This window comes from Enterococcus sp. DIV1537a (assembly GCF_051712085.1).
GTDB lineage: Bacteria > Bacillota > Bacilli > Lactobacillales > Enterococcaceae > Enterococcus > Enterococcus faecalis.
Genome location: NZ_JBIOOE010000001.1, coordinates 1,715,302 through 1,733,613, shown reverse-complemented (window position 1 = coordinate 1,733,613; position 18,312 = coordinate 1,715,302). Strand labels below are relative to the sequence as shown.

Here is an 18,312-nt window from a genome sequence, read left to right as displayed (position 1 = left end):
TTTTGATTTTCATAAGGAGGAAATCTTTAATGACAGTTAAAGTAGGTATTAATGGATTTGGACGTATCGGACGCTTAGCTTTCCGTCGTATCCAAGATGTAGAAGGAATCGAAGTAGTTGCAATCAACGACTTAACAGATGCTAAAATGTTAGCACACTTGTTAAAATATGACACAACTCAAGGCCGTTTCAACGGTACAGTTGAAGTTCACGAAGGTTCATTCAACGTTAACGGCAAAGAAATCAAAGTTTTAGCTAACCGTAACCCTGAAGAATTACCATGGGGCGAATTAGGCGTAGACATCGTATTAGAATGTACTGGTTTCTTTACTTCTAAAGAAGCTGCTGAAAAACATTTAACTGCTGGTGCAAAACGTGTAGTTATTTCAGCTCCTGGTGGTAACGATGTACCAACAATCGTTTACAACACAAACCATGAAACATTAACTGGAGAAGAAACTGTAATTTCAGGCGCTTCTTGTACTACAAACTGCTTAGCTCCAATGGCTAAAGCTTTACATGACAACTTTGGTGTTGTTGAAGGTTTAATGACAACTATCCACGCTTACACAGGTGACCAAATGACATTAGACGGACCACATCCTAAAGGCGACTTCCGTCGTGCGCGCGCTGCTGCTGCAAACATCGTACCTAACTCAACTGGTGCTGCTAAAGCAATCGGCTTAGTAATCCCAGAATTGAACGGTAAATTAGATGGTGCTGCTCAACGTGTTCCTGTGGCAACTGGTTCATTAACTGAATTAGTTACTGTATTAGACAAAGAAGTTACTGTTGATGAAGTAAATGCAGTAATGGAAAAAGCTGCTAACGAATCTTATGGTTATAACACAGACGAAATCGTTTCTTCTGATATCGTAGGTATGACTTACGGTTCATTATTCGATGCAACTCAAACAAAAGTTATGACAGTTGGCGACAAACAATTAGTTAAAACTGTTGCTTGGTATGACAACGAAATGTCATACACTGCTCAATTAGTTCGTACTTTAGAATACTTCGCTAACTTATAAGATTCATTCTTATCATTAGTGAAATTTGAACAATTGTGAAATAATAAGCGGGGAAGCAACGCGCTTCTCCGCTTTCTTTTTTTAAAAAAGAAAAATCCTAAAATTGACAATACAGGAGGTCTACTCATGGCTAAAAAGACAATTAAAGATGTAGATTTAAAAGACAAAAAAGTCCTTGTCCGTGTTGACTTTAACGTTCCGTTAAAAGATGGCGTGATCACAAACGATAATCGTATCGTAGCGGCTTTACCAACAATCAAATACGTGATTGAAAATGGCGGAAAAGCAATTCTTTTCTCTCATTTAGGTCGTGTAAAAACAGAAGAAGATAAAGCTGGCAAATCATTAAAACCAGTGGCTGAACGTTTAAGCGAATTACTAGGTCAACCAGTTACTTTTGTTCCAGAAACACGTGGTAAAGAATTAGAAGACGCTGTTAACAATATGAAAGACGGCGACGTTTTAGTATTTGAAAACACTCGTTTTGAAGATGTTGACGGCAAAAAAGAAAGCGGCAATGACGCTGAATTGGGTAAATACTGGGCTTCTTTAGGCGATGTATTTGTCAATGATGCTTTTGGTACTGCACACCGTGCACATGCCTCAAACGTTGGAATTGCTTCAACTGGTATCCCAACAGTTGCTGGTTTCTTAATGGAAAAAGAAATTAAATTCATCGGCGAAGCTGTTGAAAATCCAAAACGTCCATTCGTAGCAATCTTGGGTGGCGCAAAAGTTTCTGACAAAATCGCTGTCATTGAAAACCTAATTGAAAAAGCCGACAAAATTTTAATCGGTGGCGGTATGGCTTACACATTCATGAAAGCACAAGGCTATAGTGTTGGTTTATCTTTACTTGAAGAAGATAAAGTGGACTTAGCGAAAAGCTTAATGGAAAAAGCTGGCGACAAATTAGTTTTACCGGTTGATACAGTTGTCTCTAAAGAGTTCAGCAATGACGCTCCTTTCCACACGGTTCCTTCAACTGAAATCCCAGATGATGAAGAAGGCTTGGATATCGGTGAAAAAACAATTGAATTATTTGCTAACGAATTACAAGGTGCGAAAACAGTTGTTTGGAATGGACCAATGGGCGTATTTGAAATGAGTAACTTTGCCAAAGGAACAATTGGTGTTTGTGAAGCGATTGCTAATTTAGAAGACGCAACAACAATCATCGGTGGCGGGGACTCTGCTGCTGCAGCAATTCAATTAGGCTACGAAAACAAATTCTCTCACATCTCAACAGGTGGCGGAGCAAGTTTAGAATTATTAGAAGGCAAAACTTTACCAGGTTTAGCTTCTATTAACGATAAATAATCAGTTTAAAAGACAATATTTTTAAAAAAAGAAAAGGATGTGCTTTTCATGCGCAAACCAATTATCGCTGGTAACTGGAAAATGAACAAAACTTTAAGCGAAGCACAAAGCTTTGCAGAAGCAGTAAAAAATGCTGTTCCATCAAACGACGTTGTTGACGCTGTGATTGGATCTCCAGCATTATTCTTAGCTCCTTTAGCTTGGAACCTAAAAGATTCTGAAGTGAAATTAGCTGCACAAAACTGCTACTGGGAAAACGCTGGGGCCTTCACTGGTGAAAACTCACCAGCTGCAATTGCAGATTTAGGTGTGAACTATGTGATTATCGGACACTCTGAACGTCGCGAATATTTCCACGAAACAGATGAAGATATCAATAAAAAAGCCAAAGCAATCTTTGCAAATGGTATGACACCAATCTTCTGTTGTGGTGAAACTTTAGAAACGTATGAAGCTGGTAAAACAGCGGAATGGATCGAAGGTCAAATCACTAACGGCTTAGTTGGTTTATCAAACGAACAAGTTGCTTCAATGGTTATCGCTTACGAACCAATCTGGGCAATCGGAACTGGTAAATCTGCAGATGCTAATATTGCAGATGAAATCTGTGGTGTTGTTCGTTCAACAGTTGAAAAATTATACGGCAAAGAAGTTTCTGAAGCTGTTCGTATTCAATACGGTGGTTCTGTTAAACCAGAAAACATCGCTGAATATATGGCAAAAGAAAATGTTGACGGTGCTTTAGTCGGCGGCGCAAGCTTAGAAGCAGATTCATTCTTAGCTTTATTAGATGCTGTAAAATAAGAAATCACTAACGGTAACGTTTTCTCAATGACTTTTGCAAAAAAATGTTTGCATAGTTTGCGAGAATTAACTACAATCATACATGAGGGAATCCCCTTAGTATAAATACAAACTCAAAGGAGAGACAAAACATGTCAATTATTACTGATATTTACGCACGCGAAGTCTTAGACTCACGCGGTAACCCAACAATCGAAGTAGAAGTTTACACTGAAAGCGGAGCTTTCGGCCGTGGAATGGTTCCTTCAGGAGCTTCAACTGGTGAATACGAAGCAGTTGAATTACGTGATGGCGACAAAGCTCGTTACTTAGGTAAAGGTGTTACTAAAGCTGTAGATAACGTAAACAACATCATTGCTGAAGCAATCATCGGTTACGATGTACGCGATCAAATGGCTATCGATAAAGCAATGATCGATTTAGATGGAACTCCTAACAAAGGTAAATTAGGTGCTAACGCTATTCTTGGTGTGTCTATCGCTGTAGCTCGTGCTGCTGCTGATTACCTAGAAGTGCCTTTATATCACTACTTAGGCGGATTCAATACAAAAGTATTACCAACTCCAATGATGAACATCATCAACGGTGGATCACATGCTGACAACAGTATTGACTTCCAAGAATTCATGATCATGCCTGTAGGTGCGCCTACATTCAAAGAAGCTTTACGTATGGGTGCAGAAGTATTCCACGCATTAGCTTCAATCTTAAAAGGTCGCGGCTTAGCTACTTCAGTAGGTGACGAAGGTGGTTTCGCTCCTAACTTAGGTTCAAACGAAGAAGGTTTCGAAGTAATCATCGAAGCTATCGAAAAAGCTGGCTATGTTCCTGGTAAAGACGTTGTTCTTGCTATGGATGCTGCTTCTTCAGAATTCTACGACAAAGAAAAAGGCGTTTACGTTTTAGCTGACTCAGGCGAAGGCGAAAAAACAACTGAAGAAATGATCGCGTTCTACGAAGAATTAGTTTCTAAATACCCAATCATTTCAATCGAAGACGGCTTAGACGAAAACGACTGGGACGGATTCAAAAAATTAACTGAAGTATTAGGCGACAAAGTTCAATTAGTTGGTGACGATTTATTCGTAACAAACACAACTAAATTAGCTGAAGGTATCGAAAAAGGTATCGCTAACTCAATCCTAATCAAAGTTAACCAAATCGGTACTTTAACTGAAACATTTGAAGCAATCGAAATGGCTAAAGAAGCTGGCTACACTGCAGTTGTATCTCACCGTTCTGGTGAAACAGAAGATTCAACAATCTCTGATATCGCTGTTGCAACAAACGCTGGCCAAATCAAAACTGGTTCATTAAGCCGTACTGACCGTATTGCTAAATACAACCAATTATTACGTATTGAAGATCAATTAGGCGATGTAGCTGAATACAAAGGCTTAAAATCTTTCTACAACTTAAAAAACAAATAATTCATTTAATGAATAACGCTTAAAGGGACAATTGGTTAATGAACCAATTCTCCTTATACTCGGACGTAAAAACACGCCTTTCTGCAAAGAAAGGCGTGTTTTTTTATATTTATAAAAATATTGAAAAAAATAGATTAGAAATAACTTCAACCGTACATCGCTCTATAATCACTTGTTTAAAAATAACAAAACATTAACAAAACAACATTATATAAAAATTTAATAAAACAAAATAATTGTTATTTTATAATTTTAGTATTGACTGGTTTCAGATAACGCTGTACGCTTAAAGAAATAGTATAGAATTTCACAAAAAAATGAAAACACAAATTTAACTTGGAGGATGTTGAGTAGTGAGCAACGGGAAAAAGATTTTTATTAGTCATAGTTCAAAGGATCAAGAATATGTGGATGCGTTTATCCAATTATTGAAAAAGTTTGGGTTTCGAACACAGGATATTTTTTATAGTTCCACTATTGAAACAGGTGTACAGCCAGGAGAATTAATTTTTGACACGATTAAAAGGGAGCTAACCAATCAACCTGTCATGCTGTATTTTTTATCTGATCATTATTATCGGAGTATTCCATGCTTAAACGAAATGGGTGCTTCTTGGATGCTATCAGATAAACACTATCCAATTGCGTTAAATAATTTTTCTATGAAAGATATGAAAGGTGTTATTAGCAGTGAGCGTTTGGCGATTGCGTTTAATGATAAGACAAGTACTAATGAAATCAACTGCTTATTAAAAAAGTTATCTCATGACACGGATGTACAAGCTGAGCCAGATTTTGAACTAAACGTTGAGAAAAATATTCAGCCATTCCAAAATAAACTGACACAACTGATTCGGCAAGCAAGTTATTTAAAACCTGATGAAAAGGGATATTTTGAAACGATTCTTAGCACTCATCGTCCTGTGTATGGCACAGCAAAAGGGGTCTATGACTGTTTTAAATTACCTAGCTTAATTGAGCCTAAAAGTTTAGGTTTAGACACGCTATCAGAGGATGAAAGCCATTGGCTATTCTTTTTTCTTACGTGGGGAACTTTTCAAGAAGGCGAAAAAGTGCGGTTTAAATTGAAAAAGGATAAGGCGTATAACAATCGGGAATTTAGTGATATTGGTAAATGTAAAAATATTTACGTCTCTTATTTAGAGAAGGTAGAGTAATTGGAGGAGGTAATAAATGAAAATGAATTGGCGTCAGTTGGTTGGTACATATCGTATTTCTGATAATGGTAAACAATATCAAAATGACTGGTTAAATAAGCAAGTTGATTTAGCCACAGAACTTCGTAAATCTTTTGATAGTGACTATCGTAGAGTAATTAAAAGTGATGCATTTAGACGCTTACAAGATAAAACACAAGTTTTTCCTTTAGAACGTAATGATTTTGTAAGAACACGTTTAACACATAGCTTAGAAGTGGCAATGCATAGCAGGGATATACTTAGATTAGTTATTTCACAGTTGAACGAACGAAACATTGAGGTTATGGAATTATCAGAATGCTATCGGTTGTTAGAAACAGCTGCATTAATCCATGATATCGGCAATCCCCCTTTTGGACATTTTGGGTAAGAAGCCATTCGTATTTGGTTTGAAAAAAATGGTCCTTTGTATGCTTGTTGGTCTGATTTTTCGGAGCAACAACAAAATGATTTTCTTAACTTTGAAGGCAACGCTCAAACCATTCGACTTTTAACAAAACTGCATCATGATAATGGGACTTCTAAAGCAGGAATGAAACTAACCGCCACGACATTAGATACAGTTATCAAATATACGGCATCTTCAGATCAATTAAATAAGCAACAGCTTTTGTCTAAAAAAGTTGGCTATTTTTACTCGGAAAAACAAGTGTTTAACGCCATTAAATTTGCGACAGGAACACAAAATAAGCGACACCCATTAGTCTTTTTGTTAGAAGCTTCAGATGATATCGCCTATACTTTTTCAGATATCGAAGATGCCTATAATTATGGTTTATACAGCTATCAAGATTTAAAGCAGTTTGTTGATGCGCAAACAGGAACAAAAAAATTTTTAATGTTAGAAAAAGATAAAACAGAAGAAGCTACCTTACAAGAATTTTTGAGAAAGACACAAAGGGCTGTTTGTCAAAGCGTAGCGAAAAATTTTGCTAATCATTATGACTTAATTATGAGTGGTATCTATCAAAATGAAATTATCATTGAAGATTGTGATGAAGTGAAATGCTTTCAGGCATTAAAAAACTTTTCTAGAGTCTATGTTTTTCAAACAAAAACAATTTTGGATCAAGAGGTATTGGGCTTCAATATCATCAATCGTTTACTAGATGAATTTGTTCCAGTCGTACTGAAATACGAAAAAGTTTCCATGAATAAGTATGAGGAGCGAATCTTTAATAATATTTCGGAAAGCGCGAAAGCGTTGTATAGAAGAGAAGCAAAGAACGCTACAGAAGCAGAAAAAGACTATTATCGTTTGAAAATGGCGGTGGACTTTGTATGTAATATGACGGATGGATATGCCAAAAAAGTTTATGATACATTATTCACTTAAAATTTGAGAAAAAGCTTCTCAGCGGTTGCCGCCGCTGAAGAAAACTAGTTCATTGCACAGGCTGATCGTTTCAGTAAAAATTTTAAAGATGCTAGTAATTTCACTGAAAATCGGGTACACTAAAATTAGCTAGTGTAACTAGCAAAAAAGGCAACTGGAATAGATAGGTTGTGCTGTCTATGAAGGGCTTTGTTTGTCAGGTGGTGCTGACATGCAAAGTGCCTTTTTTCTTTTTCTCAACATTTTAAGGACAAAAAACGATTGCAACATGTCACAATCGCTAACCTCGGAGAAAAAGGAATTTTTCTCCAATGGCCATTTCGATAACCTGTTGTGTGTTTCGAAACATTCAGAACGGTGGTGCGTTCTTTCAGTGCCTAATTATCCAATTCGTTTCTTGTTCCTCTATTTACAGTATACTGAATGAAAGCCTATTCTGCAATGATAGAATCAGGTTCCTGTGATTAAATAACATAAAAAATGGGCTCCTTATATAAAGAAAAATAACAAAAGAAATTTTGAATATTGACGTTTTTTTTAGGTACGTTATGATAAACGAGAGGTGATTTTATGTTAAAAACACAAATTGTTGATTATTTACGCAATCAAACAGCTTTTTTTGAACCATCTTTAGTCAGTGAAATTTTCACAGCAAGCAATATTGCAACGACATTTTCTATCAAACGAAATACAGCTAGTCACTATTTAAATCAGTTAAACGAAGAAGGGATTCTAGTTAAGATCAATACACGACCAGTTTACTTTTTTCATAAAGAAGCGTTTCAGCAACAAAACTATCTTTTAAAAAGAACTGTTTATCAAAGTTTCCAAGAAATGATCGATGAACAGCCTGTTTTTGATCGCAAAAGTGATTTTTTTCAGTCGGTCATTGGTTATCGCGGTAGTTTAGCCCAGACCATCGAACAATTAAAAATGGCAGCGCTTTATCCTGGCGGTGGATTGCCTGTCTTAATTACAGGTGAAAGTGGTACGGGTAAAAGTTTTTTAGCATCCTTATATTATCAGTTTTGTCTTTCAAAAGAACTACTTGACGATTCAGCACCTTTTGTAACAGTTAATTGTGCGCAATATGCCAACAATCCAGAGCTTTTAACTAGTCAATTATTTGGGCATCTTAAAGGCGCTTTTACGGGAGCAGATTCCGATAAAATTGGGGCCTTTCAAAGTGCAGAAGGGGGCGTTTTATTTTTAGATGAAGTTCATCGTTTGAGTCCTGAAGGGCAGGAAAAATTGTTTACATTTTTAGATCAGGGTATCATTTATCGGATGGGTGAAACCAATCGGCCCATTCCTGTTACGTGTCGGTTGTGCTTTGCCACAACTGAAGAAATTTCTAGCACCTTTTTAACGACATTTTTAAGACGAATTCCTATTCAAATTAAAATCCCAAGTCTTGCTGAACGCACCCAAGCGGAAAGAAAACAATTAATTATGCGAGCATTTTATGAGGAACAGCAAGCTATTCAAAAAGCAGTTACTATCACGCCACAAGTTATCCAACTTTTAGAAAATCACCATTATGTAGGCAATGTAGGTGAACTAAGAAATAATATAAAAATTATTACTGCACGAAGCTTTGCCGCCAACCTTGATAAACGTGTTATACCAATCACTTTGCACGACTTACCGAAAGAATTTCTAGATCAATCGATCAGACTAGCTCCTGATGAAAATGAATTGCCTATTCGTTTAGATGAGCAAACAAATCTGGTTAGTTTGTTAGAGGAAACAGAGCTTGCGCAAAGAAGAATTATCCAGAGTTATGAACGAATCCTTCGTCTTTATGTCTCTCACCATCATCATCTTTCTACTGCCAATAACGACATCTCGAAAGAAATTGAACGCTTATTCGATGATTTATTATTTGAAAAGAAGCGAGAGAAAAATCACGAAATGTTATTGTTTATTACGCAAAATATCCGTCAATTATTGGAAACGATTGAATCGTCTTATCAAATTCGGTTTAATGGCAGTTTAGTCTATGCATTAAGCACCTATCTGTTTCAACGAAGATGCATTGATTGGTTTCCAGAAAAAGAACCTACAACAGTCATTGACGAACTTTTAACAGAAGTTCAAACCAAATTAGCAACTAGTTATGGCTACGCTGAGCAACTGTTAACTTTAGTGAAACGTTCATTAGATATTGAGCTATCCCAGATGGATCGAATTATTGTCACCATTTATCTTCACTATTCGGGTTCAGTAAAGGAAAGTCACTATCCGAAAGCGGTGATTGTTGCCCACGGATATGCTACAGCAAGTAGTATTGCGAATGTTGCAAATCGGCTGTTAAATGTGCCAATTTTCCAATCGTTTGACATGCCGTTAGATGTTACTCCCAAAAAAATTTCCGAACACTTAATTCACTATATGGAACGTCAAGAAACGAGGAATGGTTTAGTAATTCTTTTTGATATGGGTTCATTGAAAGAAATTTATCAGTATTTTCCGGCAGAAGAAGAAGGTCCTTTTTTATTAATGAATAATGTGACAACAAGTTTGGCTCTGTCTATAGGAGAAGCCATTAAAGACGAAGTTTCTTTTGAAGAATTGCCCCAAAAAGCGTTAACGGTTCATCCAAATGAATGGGAAATCATATTACCTGAAAATAAAACGGAACGTGTCATTTTAACAACGTGTAGTACCGGAATTGGCACAGCCGTTAAAATTAGAGATTTACTTGAAAAAAGTTTACCTGCGGAAGCACAATTAAAGATTATTCCTTGTGAGTATAATCAATTACGTAATGCAGAGTCGATCAAAGAAAGTTTTCCAGAATATGAGATTGTCGGCATCATCGGTACAAACAACCCGTCTTCAAATGACCTCCCGTATATCTCTTTAGAAGAGTTGATTGCAGGAAAAGGAATTACGACCCTTTTAGAATGGACAAAGAGAGAATTAACTAAAGATATGCTGTCCTATGTAAATCATGAGTTGATTCGTAACTTTTCATTAGATCGGGTCATTCAATCAGTGACGATTTTAGATACAGAAAAAATTATTCGACAAGTAGAAGTCTTTTTAATTCAATTAGAAGAGCGGTGGCAACAAACGATTCAAAATGATCGTAAATTGGCGGTATATGTCCATGTCAGTTGTTTAATTGAACGATTAATCCGGAATGAACCTATTGAAAATTATAATGGCGCCGAACAACTAAAGCAGTGTCAAAGAACGGTCTTGCAAGAGTTGAAAGAGGCGTTTAGTGTCATTGAAAAAGTTTATAGTGTCAATATACCTGAATCGGAGCTTTTTTATGTTTATGATGTGTTGTTTGGAAAAACGGAGTTTAACAACGCAGAAAGCGATTTTTAAAATAAAAAGGAGAGAGTGCCACTTTTTTGGCACTCTTTTTGCTATATAAAGAAGTAAGTGAGGTGAAGAAAATGGAACGTAAAATTATTCTGGCAACACATGGTAATTTCGCTGCAGGGATTCAGACATCATTAGCTTTAATTTGTGGTGAAACAAAGAATGTGGAATGTCTTTGCGCTTATATGGAACAACCTTATGATTTAGCCAAGACGGTCAAAGACATTTTAAAGAACAATCAACAAAATGAATTAATTGTGATTACAGACCTATTTGGCGGAAGCGTGAATAACGAATTCTTTAATTATGTGGGGAAACAAGCAATGCATTTAATTTCAGGATTAAATTTAGCAACGTTAATTGAAATATATACCCAAATAAATACTGTTGATTCATTAGTTGATTTAGTAAAACGTGCCGTTGAAAACGGACAAGAAAGTCTTTGTTATTGTAATGAGTTATCTAGTAAAGAAATTTTAGAAGAAGAATTTTAGGAGGAATTGAAATGATTAAATTGTTAAGAGTCGATCATCGCTTGTTACATGGTCAAGTGGCTTTTTCATGGACCCAAGGCTTAGGCGCCGATTGTATTTTAATCGCAAATGATGACGTACCTAAAAATGATATTCGAAAAACAACCATTAAGCTAGCTAAACCAGCAGGAGTAAAACTGGTCATTAAAACGATTGAAGATGCGATTGCCGCACTAAAAAGTGGTGTTACAGAAAAATACAAACTTTTTATTGTAGTTGAAAGTGTGGAAGATGCTTATCGATTGGCTACTGCCTATCCAGAAATAAAAGAAATTAACTTAGGAGGGATGAAAGTAAGGGAAAATACTCGAAACATTTCTAAAGCAATTGATATCACACCGGATGAAGAAAAAATGGTTAAAGAATTGGTCGCAAATGATTGTGAAGTTGAAATTCGACAAGTCCCAAATGACAAAAAAGTAGCAGCATTAAATGTCTTGTAGAAAGGAGAAATACAAATGATAGGACAAGCGATTCTTTTAGGTTGCATCGCTTTTATTGCGCAGTCGGAATATGCTTTAGGTACCTCGTTGCTTTCAAGACCAATTGTAACCGGTTTATTTGTCGGAATTGTATTAGGTGATGTTAAAACGGGCGTAATCATGGGCGCGACCTTAGAGTTAGCTTTCATCGGTTCTTTTTCAGTGGGCGCATCAATCCCACCTGATGTAGTGACTGGTGGGATTCTTGGTACAGCGTTTGCTATTACTGCTGGCGCAGGAACAGAAACAGCCTTAGTCTTAGGCTTGCCAATCGCAACGTTAACGTTGATTCTTAAAAATATTTATTTGGGTTTGCTCATCCCAATCATGAGTCAAAAAGCTGATCAGTATGCTGAAGAAGGAGCATATAAAGGGGTGGAGCGCATGCATTTACTTGCAGGCTTTGGCTTATCGTTCATGCTAGCGCTCATTGTAACTATTTCATTTGCCGTGGGCAGCAACACCATTAAAGGCTTACTTGATCTGATCCCTGAATTTATTCAACATGGGTTGTCTGTTGCAACGGGGATTATTCCAGCGCTAGGATTTGCGATGCTTGCACGCTTACTGATTAACAAACAAGTAGCGCCATATTTCTTTTTAGGCTTTGTCTTAATGGCCTACTTTAAGTTACCTGTAACAGGAGTAGCAATTTTGGGTGCCATTACAGCAGTAATTGTTGTGAATATCATGAATTATGCCAAAGGAAAGAATGAAACAATACAAACAACAAGTGGGGAGGTAATTGATGATGACGAAGACTTCTAAAACTAAGACAGAAAACTTAATTACAAAAAAAGAACTTAATCAAGTCTTTTGGCGTTCATTTCAAATGGAATTTTCATGGAATTATGAACGTCAGATGAATATGGCTTATGTCTATGCCATGATCCCTATTTTAAAGAAATTATATCCTCAAAAAGAAGAGATGGCGGCAGCTTTAAAACGGCATCTTGCTTTCTTTAATACTACGCCGCATATCGTGACGTTTATTTTAGGAATTAATGCTGCAATGGAAGAAGAAAATGTTCTGGACGAAAATTTTGAAGTTGGAACAATCGATAGTATTAAAACCTCGTTAATGGGACCTTTAGCTGGTTTAGGTGATTCCTTTTTCTGGGGAACCTTACGCTTGATTGCAACAGGTGTTGGAACTTCGTTAGCTTTACAAGGGAATGTGTTAGGGCCAATTCTATTTTTACTCATTTTTAACGTCCCCCATGTGATTGTTCGTTATTTACTGAATCGTTGGGGCTATAAATTAGGAACTGGTTTTCTCAAAAAAATTCAAGCAAATGGCATGATGGAAAGTCTCACATTAGGCGCTTCAATAATTGGCTTGATGGTGGTAGGTGCTATGACCGCCTCCATGATTGATTTAACTATCCCGATTACAATCAGCGGAAGTGGCAAAAATGCAGTCACGGTTCAAAGTATCTTTGACGATATCATGCCTAAATTATTACCGCTTGCATCCTTTGGTTTTGTTTTTTATTTATTGAAAAAAGAAGTAAAACCTTTAGCGATTTTAGGTGGCATGGCAATTGTCGGAATTCTTGGCTCATTAATTGGTCTATTTTAGGAGGCAAAATATGAAAACGATGCTGGATTATATAAATGAGGAGCAAGCAGCCCTAACTCAGATTCTTAACCAATTTCAATTAACTGATACAGACGTTTCAAAGGTCACGCACTGTCTAATTTTAGCAACTGGCTCGTCACATAATGCTTGTCAGGCGGCTAAAGTTTACCTTGAAGAAGTGGCGCCTATTTATGTGGAAATCCAAGAGCCGTTCAATTTTGCTCATTATGGCAAAGTGGATGATCGGTTTGATCTGGTCGTAGCGGTTTCGCAAAGTGGTAAAAGTGCTTCAACAATTGATGCCATTGCAAAAATTAAAAACCAAACGTCTGTAAAAACAGTGGCCTTGACAAGTGATGTCACCAGCCCGATTACGGAGGTTGTGGATGAAGTCCTGGATTTAAAAATGGGGCTTGAAACAGTTGGTTTTGTCACAAAAGGCTATACGGCAACACTTTTAAATTTATTTCTATTTGGTTTGAAACTGGGCTATCAAAAGCATCAATTAACAAAAGTAGAGGTTGAAGAAGAATTAGCAAAACTTGCCAAAGCAATTCAGGAAATCGATTCGGTGATTTATAAAACCGAACAATTTTGGCAAAAAACGAAAAAAGAATTAACAGAGGGGACACGATTTATCGCAATTGGTTATGGGCCCAATATTGGTACGGCGAAAGAGTTTGAGACGAAGTTTACAGAAACAGTTCGCTTACCTTCCCAAGGATTTGAAGTCGAAGCCTATATGCATGGGCCTTACCTTGAAGCGGATACTACACATCTTTTGTTTTTTATTGAGAATCAAAGTCCTATTCAAGCACGTAGCCAAGCCTTGAAAAACTATCTAGCCAATTATGTTGGTCAATGTTACACAATTACAACGCGTTCAACGAGAGCATCAAATACGTTAGAGTTAGCAAGTGATGTCGAAGAAAAAATTAGTCCTTTATTGTTAGTTATTCCATTTCAATATTTGGCGTATCAAGTAGCTACAAGTAAAGGAATTGATTTATCTCAACGGATTTTTGATGATTTTGATTGTGTCCTAAAAAGTAAAATAGCAAAGAAAGAGGGAAATCAGCCATGTTAAAATTTAATGAAGAACAACAAATCAAAGACATACGAGGTGCCTTAGCCTTGCGTTCAGATGTTGAAAAAGTTGTTGATCAAGTTTGGACGAAAGGATTTGATGCGGTCTATTATTTAGGAATCGGCGGTACTTATGCTTCAGCCATGCAAGCAGTTACTTATGCGAATGGAAAAAGTAATTTACCAATCTATGTTCAACATGCTGCTGAGTATTACACAACAGGCAATAAACGTTTAACAGAAAAATCATTCGTCATCTTGTCTTCCGTTACTGGGACAACACAAGAGGTGGTGCAAGCCGTTCAAGAAATCAAAAAGGTCGGGTCGACGTTATTTGGTTTTATTGATGCAAAAGACAGTCTTTTAGCAGATTTATGTGATTATGTGGTGACTTATCCAGCCCCAGGAACTGAGCAAATCAAGTTCTTTATGGTAGCTGATCGTTTAATGCAAAAAAACAACGAATTTAAAGATTACGAAAATTATTACCAAGAATTGGAAGAATATTTGCCTACAGGTTTAGCTGAAGCCGAAAAAAGTGCCGATGCGTTTGGCTTAGCTTTTGCGGAAAAACATCGTCATGATAGCATTCACTATTTTATTGGCGCAGGGAACCAATGGGGAGCGGTCTATTCTTATGCAATGTGCTATTGGGAAGAGCAAAGTTGGCTTCGTTCAAAATCAATTCATGCAGCAGAGTTCTTACATGGAACGCTAGAAATTGTAGATGAAACTACGCCAGTAACGTTGTTTATTGGAGAAGACGAGCAGCGACCGTTGGCAGAACGAGTAGCAAAATTATTGCCGAAAATCTGTGCCAATTATACAATTATTGATTCGAAAGCGTATGAACTTCCAGGAATTAGTGAAAAATATCGTGGCCGAGTTGTTTCATTTCTCCTAATGCATGCGGTAACGCAACGCATTGATGCGCATGTAGAAAAATTAAATTGTCACCCATTAGAGATTCGTCGTTATTATCGTCAATTTGATTACTAAGACAAAATAGCCTCTTTTTCCAGCAAGCCTGTGGTAGACTGAAGAGAGAATACTTCAGAAAGTAGGAAAACCAATGACAAAACCGAAAATCTATACAATGACCTTTGCCAGTGTTTACCCGCTATACATCCAAAAAGCAGAACGTAAAAATCGAACGCAAGCGGAGGTTGACGAAATTATTTATTGGTTAACTGGTTATGATGAAAAAGGCTTGCAACAACAATTGGCTCAAAAAGTAACGATGGAAACATTTTTTGAAGAAGCACCCAATTTTAATGAAAACGCCCAATTGATCAAAGGCGTAATTTGTGGCTATCGCGTGGAAGAAATTGAAGATCCTTTAATGCAAAAAATCCGTTACCTAGATAAATTAATCGACGAATTGGCCAAGGGAAAAGCGATGGAAAAAATTTTAAGAACATGAAAACAGGGGCTCAATGAGCCCCTGTTTTCATGTTCTCTTGTACACGGAATTTAACTATTTCCTGTATTAACGAAAGAGGTAACTCTTGCGTGTAGGGAAATTGAATGGCACCTTTCGAGGTTTTAAAAGGGCGTAATTCTTTGCTGAAACGTTGGATGGCTGATGGCGTAGGATAGAAACCTAAATGTTGCTTGGCCGCCGCAAAATGCACTAAATTGCCATTTAAGTAAAAGGTCGGCATTCCATAAGCGATTTTTTCAGTAGTCTCCTGAGGAACAACCGCTAAAATTGCTTGGTAGATTTCTGTTAACTGTGTTTGACGTTGGGGTTGCTGGCGAATATAGTTTGCAATGATGGTCATATAAAAACATCTCCGTTTGTTTCAGTATACTATGTAAAAAATAAAAGGCGAAGAAGATACAAAAAAACCGTCTAGTATTTTTTCTTTACTAAACGGCTTTTAGCTTAAATAACTACCTAAAGGGTCTTGCATGGAAATGTTTGTCACTCCTTAGTTTAATTGTTTTAAGTGTGCAATTGCTTCTTCAATTGTGTGACCAGTTGCTGTTTTACTTTCATTTTTTGCATCAAAAACAATGAAAATATTTTTGTCTGTGTCTAATTGAATACGGTATTGAATGTTTTTTACTTTGTAAGTCATAGTTATTCTCCTTTCATAAAGTACTCTAAAAAGGCGACGATAACTGATAACGAAATTCCATTGTTACTATACCACTGGAAAATTATTTTTGCAACAAATAACATTTTTTCTTTACTATTCCTTAGACTTCTTTGTTAGCTACTTCTTTACATTCTTTTTCAAGAAGCATAAAATAAATACATTACTAGTTTTTGAATAGGAGATCGATGTGAAAAAGAGAGTTGAGAAATTTAAACGATGGTCCTACCGCTATCTTCTGTATGGAATCGGGTTCATCATATTAATTATTTTTAGTAATTTATATCTGCAATGGTGTCAGAATAACTTGTCTGCTGATTTAGCCTTCAAGTTTGCTTTTTCGTGGCATACGGAAAAGTTTTTCTTAGGTTGTTTTGTGCTAAGCGTTTTTTTACTTTTTTTATGTAGTCTGGCAGGCTCATTAGGAGTTGGCGCTCTTTTATATAGTGTCATAATAGGTGTTTTAGGATTTGCGGACTATCAAAAGATGTTTTATCGTGTCGAACCTATTTACCCAGACGACTTAAAAATGATCACAGAAGTTAGTTTATTAAAAGAAATGGTTGGTTTATGGCCGTTTATTTTTGTGGTAGCGTTAGGTTGTATAGCACTTTTTTTCTTAGGAAAAGCCTTTTATAAAAGTTTCTTTTTATCGAAGAAAAAACAAACGATTCGTGTGTTAAGTCTTGTTCTTTCGATAGGTCTATTTTCATATATTGGTGATTTTAACAATCCGCAAAATTTGTTACGTAAAGCCTATAATAAAACCGCGTTATGGATTCCTTACAGCCAAAAAATGAATTACTACAATACGGGATTTATTGGTGGTTTTCTATATAATTTAAAAGTAGAGGCTATGGACCAACCAAAGGGTTATTCAAAAGAAGCTATTTCAGAAATTACTCAGAAATATCAAAAGTTAGCCGAGGCGAAAACAGTGCCGAGCAATGAGCAACCAAATATTGTGTTTGTCATGAGTGAAAGTTTTTCAAATCCAGATCATCTGAAAGGTTTGTCCATTATTGGTAATCCTTTAGCTGATTATCAGCAAATCGCTGATAAAACTTACAGTGGCCAGATGCTTTCACAAAACTACGGGGGCGGAACTGCGAATATTGAATTTGAAGCCCTAACAAGTTTTTCGATGGAATTAATGAATGCCCAAATGACTACACCTTATACAATGATGATTCCTAAGATGACGGAATTGCCTTCCATTGTTTCATTACTTAAGGAACAAAAGTACCAAACAACGGCTATTCATCCGTACAATACATCTATGTATAAACGAAAAGATGTGTATAAAATTTTAGGTTTTGATCAATTTATCAATGAAAAAACAATGAACTATACGGATAAACTAGAAAATAATCCTTACATTTCAGATCAAGCAGCGTATCAGGAAGTGACGACACTGCTTAAAGAAAAAGAGCAACCGCAATTCATTCATTTAGTTACTATGCAAACACATATGCCCTATGAAAACAAATACACAACGTCCAATTATTTTTCTCAAGGAAACGGCAATCAAGTCGCGCTCAATAATTACTTGCAAGATATTGCCTACAGTAGCGAAGCTTTGAAAAATTTCCTACAAGAAATCGAAAAAATGCCCAAACGCACATTAGTCGTTTTTTGGGGAGATCACTTACCAAGTATTTATGATGAAAACATTCAAGCGTTGAATGAAGGGGCAGCCCTTCACCAGACAGAATTTCTAATGTATGATACGGCGAACCAGTTAACAGAAAAAAATCAGCATCAAGCAACTATTAGTCCATTTTATTTTGCTCCCTCACTTTTCCAACAAAGCGGCTTACCGCAATCGGGATTTTACGCTATGCTAAATGAGGTACAAGGACAATTGCCTGCTTTTGAAAAGGGAAATTACTATCTCGGTGGGGAATGGAAAAAAACAGTAGAAATGAATAAAAAGCAAGAACAACTATATGAGGAATATCGACTGATTCAATATGACATTGTTTCAGGGAAGCAATATAGTTTAGAAAATCAATTTTTTTAGCTAAAAAAAACACACGAAACATTC

At 36.5% G+C, this 18,312-nt stretch carries 17 protein-coding genes and 1 pseudogene; 16 read left to right on the top strand and 2 right to left on the bottom strand.

Annotation, left to right across the window (positions count from 1 at the left end):
• Nucleotides 1-29: 29 nt before the first annotated feature.
• From gap to IGJ41_RS08510, 15 genes and pseudogenes are all read left to right on the top strand, one after another.
• Nucleotides 30-1,031 carry a type I glyceraldehyde-3-phosphate dehydrogenase gene (gene gap, locus IGJ41_RS08580; protein WP_002357093.1) on the top strand — a complete coding sequence of 334 codons (1,002 nt, stop codon included), beginning with the start codon at nt 30-32 and terminating at the stop codon, nt 1,029-1,031.
• 126 nt (nt 1,032-1,157) lie between these two features.
• Nucleotides 1,158-2,351 (top strand): phosphoglycerate kinase, encoded by a 1,194-nt coding sequence (locus IGJ41_RS08575; RefSeq protein WP_002357094.1) that lies wholly within the window; start codon nt 1,158-1,160, stop codon nt 2,349-2,351.
• Between the two features lie 48 nt (nt 2,352-2,399).
• On the top strand, nt 2,400-3,155 hold the full coding sequence (gene tpiA / locus IGJ41_RS08570; protein ID WP_002362045.1) for a triose-phosphate isomerase: 756 nt from the start codon (nt 2,400-2,402) through the stop codon (nt 3,153-3,155).
• Between the two features lie 131 nt (nt 3,156-3,286).
• Entirely contained in the window at nt 3,287-4,585 is a 1,299-nt protein-coding gene (gene eno / locus IGJ41_RS08565; protein ID WP_002357098.1) for a phosphopyruvate hydratase, read from the top strand.
• 353 nt (nt 4,586-4,938) lie between these two features.
• Nucleotides 4,939-5,763 carry a toll/interleukin-1 receptor domain-containing protein gene (locus IGJ41_RS08560; RefSeq protein WP_016622351.1) on the top strand — a complete coding sequence of 275 codons (825 nt, stop codon included), beginning with the start codon at nt 4,939-4,941 and terminating at the stop codon, nt 5,761-5,763.
• A 16-nt stretch (nt 5,764-5,779) separates the two neighbouring features.
• A pseudogene (locus tag IGJ41_RS08555) lies at nt 5,780-7,141 on the top strand (deoxyguanosinetriphosphate triphosphohydrolase).
• A 211-nt stretch (nt 7,142-7,352) separates the two neighbouring features.
• Complete coding sequence (locus IGJ41_RS08550) at nt 7,353-7,568, top strand: hypothetical protein (protein WP_002357102.1); 216 nt, start codon at nt 7,353-7,355, stop codon at nt 7,566-7,568.
• 143 nt (nt 7,569-7,711) lie between these two features.
• Nucleotides 7,712-10,483, top strand: a complete 2,772-nt coding sequence (locus IGJ41_RS08545; RefSeq protein ID WP_153854418.1) for a sigma 54-interacting transcriptional regulator — start codon at nt 7,712-7,714, stop codon at nt 10,481-10,483.
• A gap of 71 nt (nt 10,484-10,554) precedes the next feature.
• On the top strand, nt 10,555-10,974 hold the full coding sequence (locus IGJ41_RS08540; protein WP_002389037.1) for a PTS sugar transporter subunit IIA: 420 nt from the start codon (nt 10,555-10,557) through the stop codon (nt 10,972-10,974).
• Between the two features lie 11 nt (nt 10,975-10,985).
• Nucleotides 10,986-11,456: a PTS sugar transporter subunit IIB gene (locus IGJ41_RS08535; RefSeq protein WP_438714254.1), complete on the top strand. Its 471-nt coding sequence runs from the start codon at nt 10,986-10,988 to the stop codon at nt 11,454-11,456.
• Nucleotides 11,457-11,471: 15 nt separating this feature from the next.
• Complete coding sequence (locus tag IGJ41_RS08530) at nt 11,472-12,263, top strand: PTS mannose/fructose/sorbose/N-acetylgalactosamine transporter subunit IIC (RefSeq protein WP_002357107.1); 792 nt, start codon at nt 11,472-11,474, stop codon at nt 12,261-12,263.
• Nucleotides 12,244-13,077 (top strand): PTS system mannose/fructose/sorbose family transporter subunit IID, encoded by an 834-nt coding sequence (locus IGJ41_RS08525; RefSeq protein WP_002384383.1) that lies wholly within the window; start codon nt 12,244-12,246, stop codon nt 13,075-13,077. Before IGJ41_RS08530 ends, IGJ41_RS08525 begins: the two co-directional genes overlap by 20 nt.
• Nucleotides 13,078-13,087: 10 nt before the next feature.
• Entirely contained in the window at nt 13,088-14,164 is a 1,077-nt protein-coding gene (locus IGJ41_RS08520; protein WP_002370979.1) for an SIS domain-containing protein, read from the top strand.
• Complete coding sequence (locus tag IGJ41_RS08515) at nt 14,158-15,162, top strand: SIS domain-containing protein (protein ID WP_438714251.1); 1,005 nt, start codon at nt 14,158-14,160, stop codon at nt 15,160-15,162. Before IGJ41_RS08520 ends, IGJ41_RS08515 begins: the two co-directional genes overlap by 7 nt.
• A 73-nt stretch (nt 15,163-15,235) precedes the next feature.
• Nucleotides 15,236-15,586 (top strand): DUF2200 domain-containing protein, encoded by a 351-nt coding sequence (locus tag IGJ41_RS08510; RefSeq protein ID WP_002360043.1) that lies wholly within the window; start codon nt 15,236-15,238, stop codon nt 15,584-15,586.
• A gap of 10 nt (nt 15,587-15,596) precedes the next feature.
• Here the strand turns inward: IGJ41_RS08510 and IGJ41_RS08505 are convergent, their stop codons facing one another.
• Nucleotides 15,597-15,947, bottom strand: a complete 351-nt coding sequence (locus IGJ41_RS08505) for an iron chaperone (RefSeq protein WP_202524619.1) — start codon at nt 15,945-15,947, stop codon at nt 15,597-15,599.
• 150 nt (nt 15,948-16,097) lie between these two features.
• A complete protein-coding gene (locus tag IGJ41_RS08500; protein WP_002357118.1) occupies nt 16,098-16,247 on the bottom strand; it encodes a hypothetical protein in 150 nt (49 codons plus the stop codon).
• A gap of 208 nt (nt 16,248-16,455) precedes the next feature.
• On the opposite strand from IGJ41_RS08500, the gene IGJ41_RS08495 reads away from it, so the two are divergent.
• Nucleotides 16,456-18,288 (top strand): LTA synthase family protein, encoded by a 1,833-nt coding sequence (locus tag IGJ41_RS08495; RefSeq protein WP_104855792.1) that lies wholly within the window; start codon nt 16,456-16,458, stop codon nt 18,286-18,288.
• Nucleotides 18,289-18,312: the final 24 nt, after the last annotated feature.

What these genes read in the sequence shown, in the direction of transcription:
- IGJ41_RS08515 (WP_438714251.1), top strand. Translation starts at nt 14,158, where the DNA reads ATGTTAAAATTTAATGAAGAACAACAAATCAAAGACATACGAGGTGCC.
- IGJ41_RS08500 (WP_002357118.1), bottom strand. Translation starts at nt 16,247, where the DNA reads ATGACTTACAAAGTAAAAAACATTCAATACCGTATTCAATTAGACACA.
- eno (WP_002357098.1), top strand. Translation starts at nt 3,287, where the DNA reads ATGTCAATTATTACTGATATTTACGCACGCGAAGTCTTAGACTCACGC.
- IGJ41_RS08530 (WP_002357107.1), top strand. Translation starts at nt 11,472, where the DNA reads ATGATAGGACAAGCGATTCTTTTAGGTTGCATCGCTTTTATTGCGCAG.
- IGJ41_RS08545 (WP_153854418.1), top strand. Translation starts at nt 7,712, where the DNA reads ATGTTAAAAACACAAATTGTTGATTATTTACGCAATCAAACAGCTTTT.
- IGJ41_RS08505 (WP_202524619.1), bottom strand. Translation starts at nt 15,947, where the DNA reads ATGACCATCATTGCAAACTATATTCGCCAGCAACCCCAACGTCAAACA.
- tpiA (WP_002362045.1), top strand. Translation starts at nt 2,400, where the DNA reads ATGCGCAAACCAATTATCGCTGGTAACTGGAAAATGAACAAAACTTTA.
- IGJ41_RS08575 (WP_002357094.1), top strand. Translation starts at nt 1,158, where the DNA reads ATGGCTAAAAAGACAATTAAAGATGTAGATTTAAAAGACAAAAAAGTC.
- IGJ41_RS08535 (WP_438714254.1), top strand. Translation starts at nt 10,986, where the DNA reads ATGATTAAATTGTTAAGAGTCGATCATCGCTTGTTACATGGTCAAGTG.
- IGJ41_RS08540 (WP_002389037.1), top strand. Translation starts at nt 10,555, where the DNA reads ATGGAACGTAAAATTATTCTGGCAACACATGGTAATTTCGCTGCAGGG.
- IGJ41_RS08520 (WP_002370979.1), top strand. Translation starts at nt 13,088, where the DNA reads ATGAAAACGATGCTGGATTATATAAATGAGGAGCAAGCAGCCCTAACT.
- IGJ41_RS08510 (WP_002360043.1), top strand. Translation starts at nt 15,236, where the DNA reads ATGACAAAACCGAAAATCTATACAATGACCTTTGCCAGTGTTTACCCG.
- IGJ41_RS08550 (WP_002357102.1), top strand. Translation starts at nt 7,353, where the DNA reads ATGCAAAGTGCCTTTTTTCTTTTTCTCAACATTTTAAGGACAAAAAAC.
- gap (WP_002357093.1), top strand. Translation starts at nt 30, where the DNA reads ATGACAGTTAAAGTAGGTATTAATGGATTTGGACGTATCGGACGCTTA.
- IGJ41_RS08525 (WP_002384383.1), top strand. Translation starts at nt 12,244, where the DNA reads ATGATGACGAAGACTTCTAAAACTAAGACAGAAAACTTAATTACAAAA.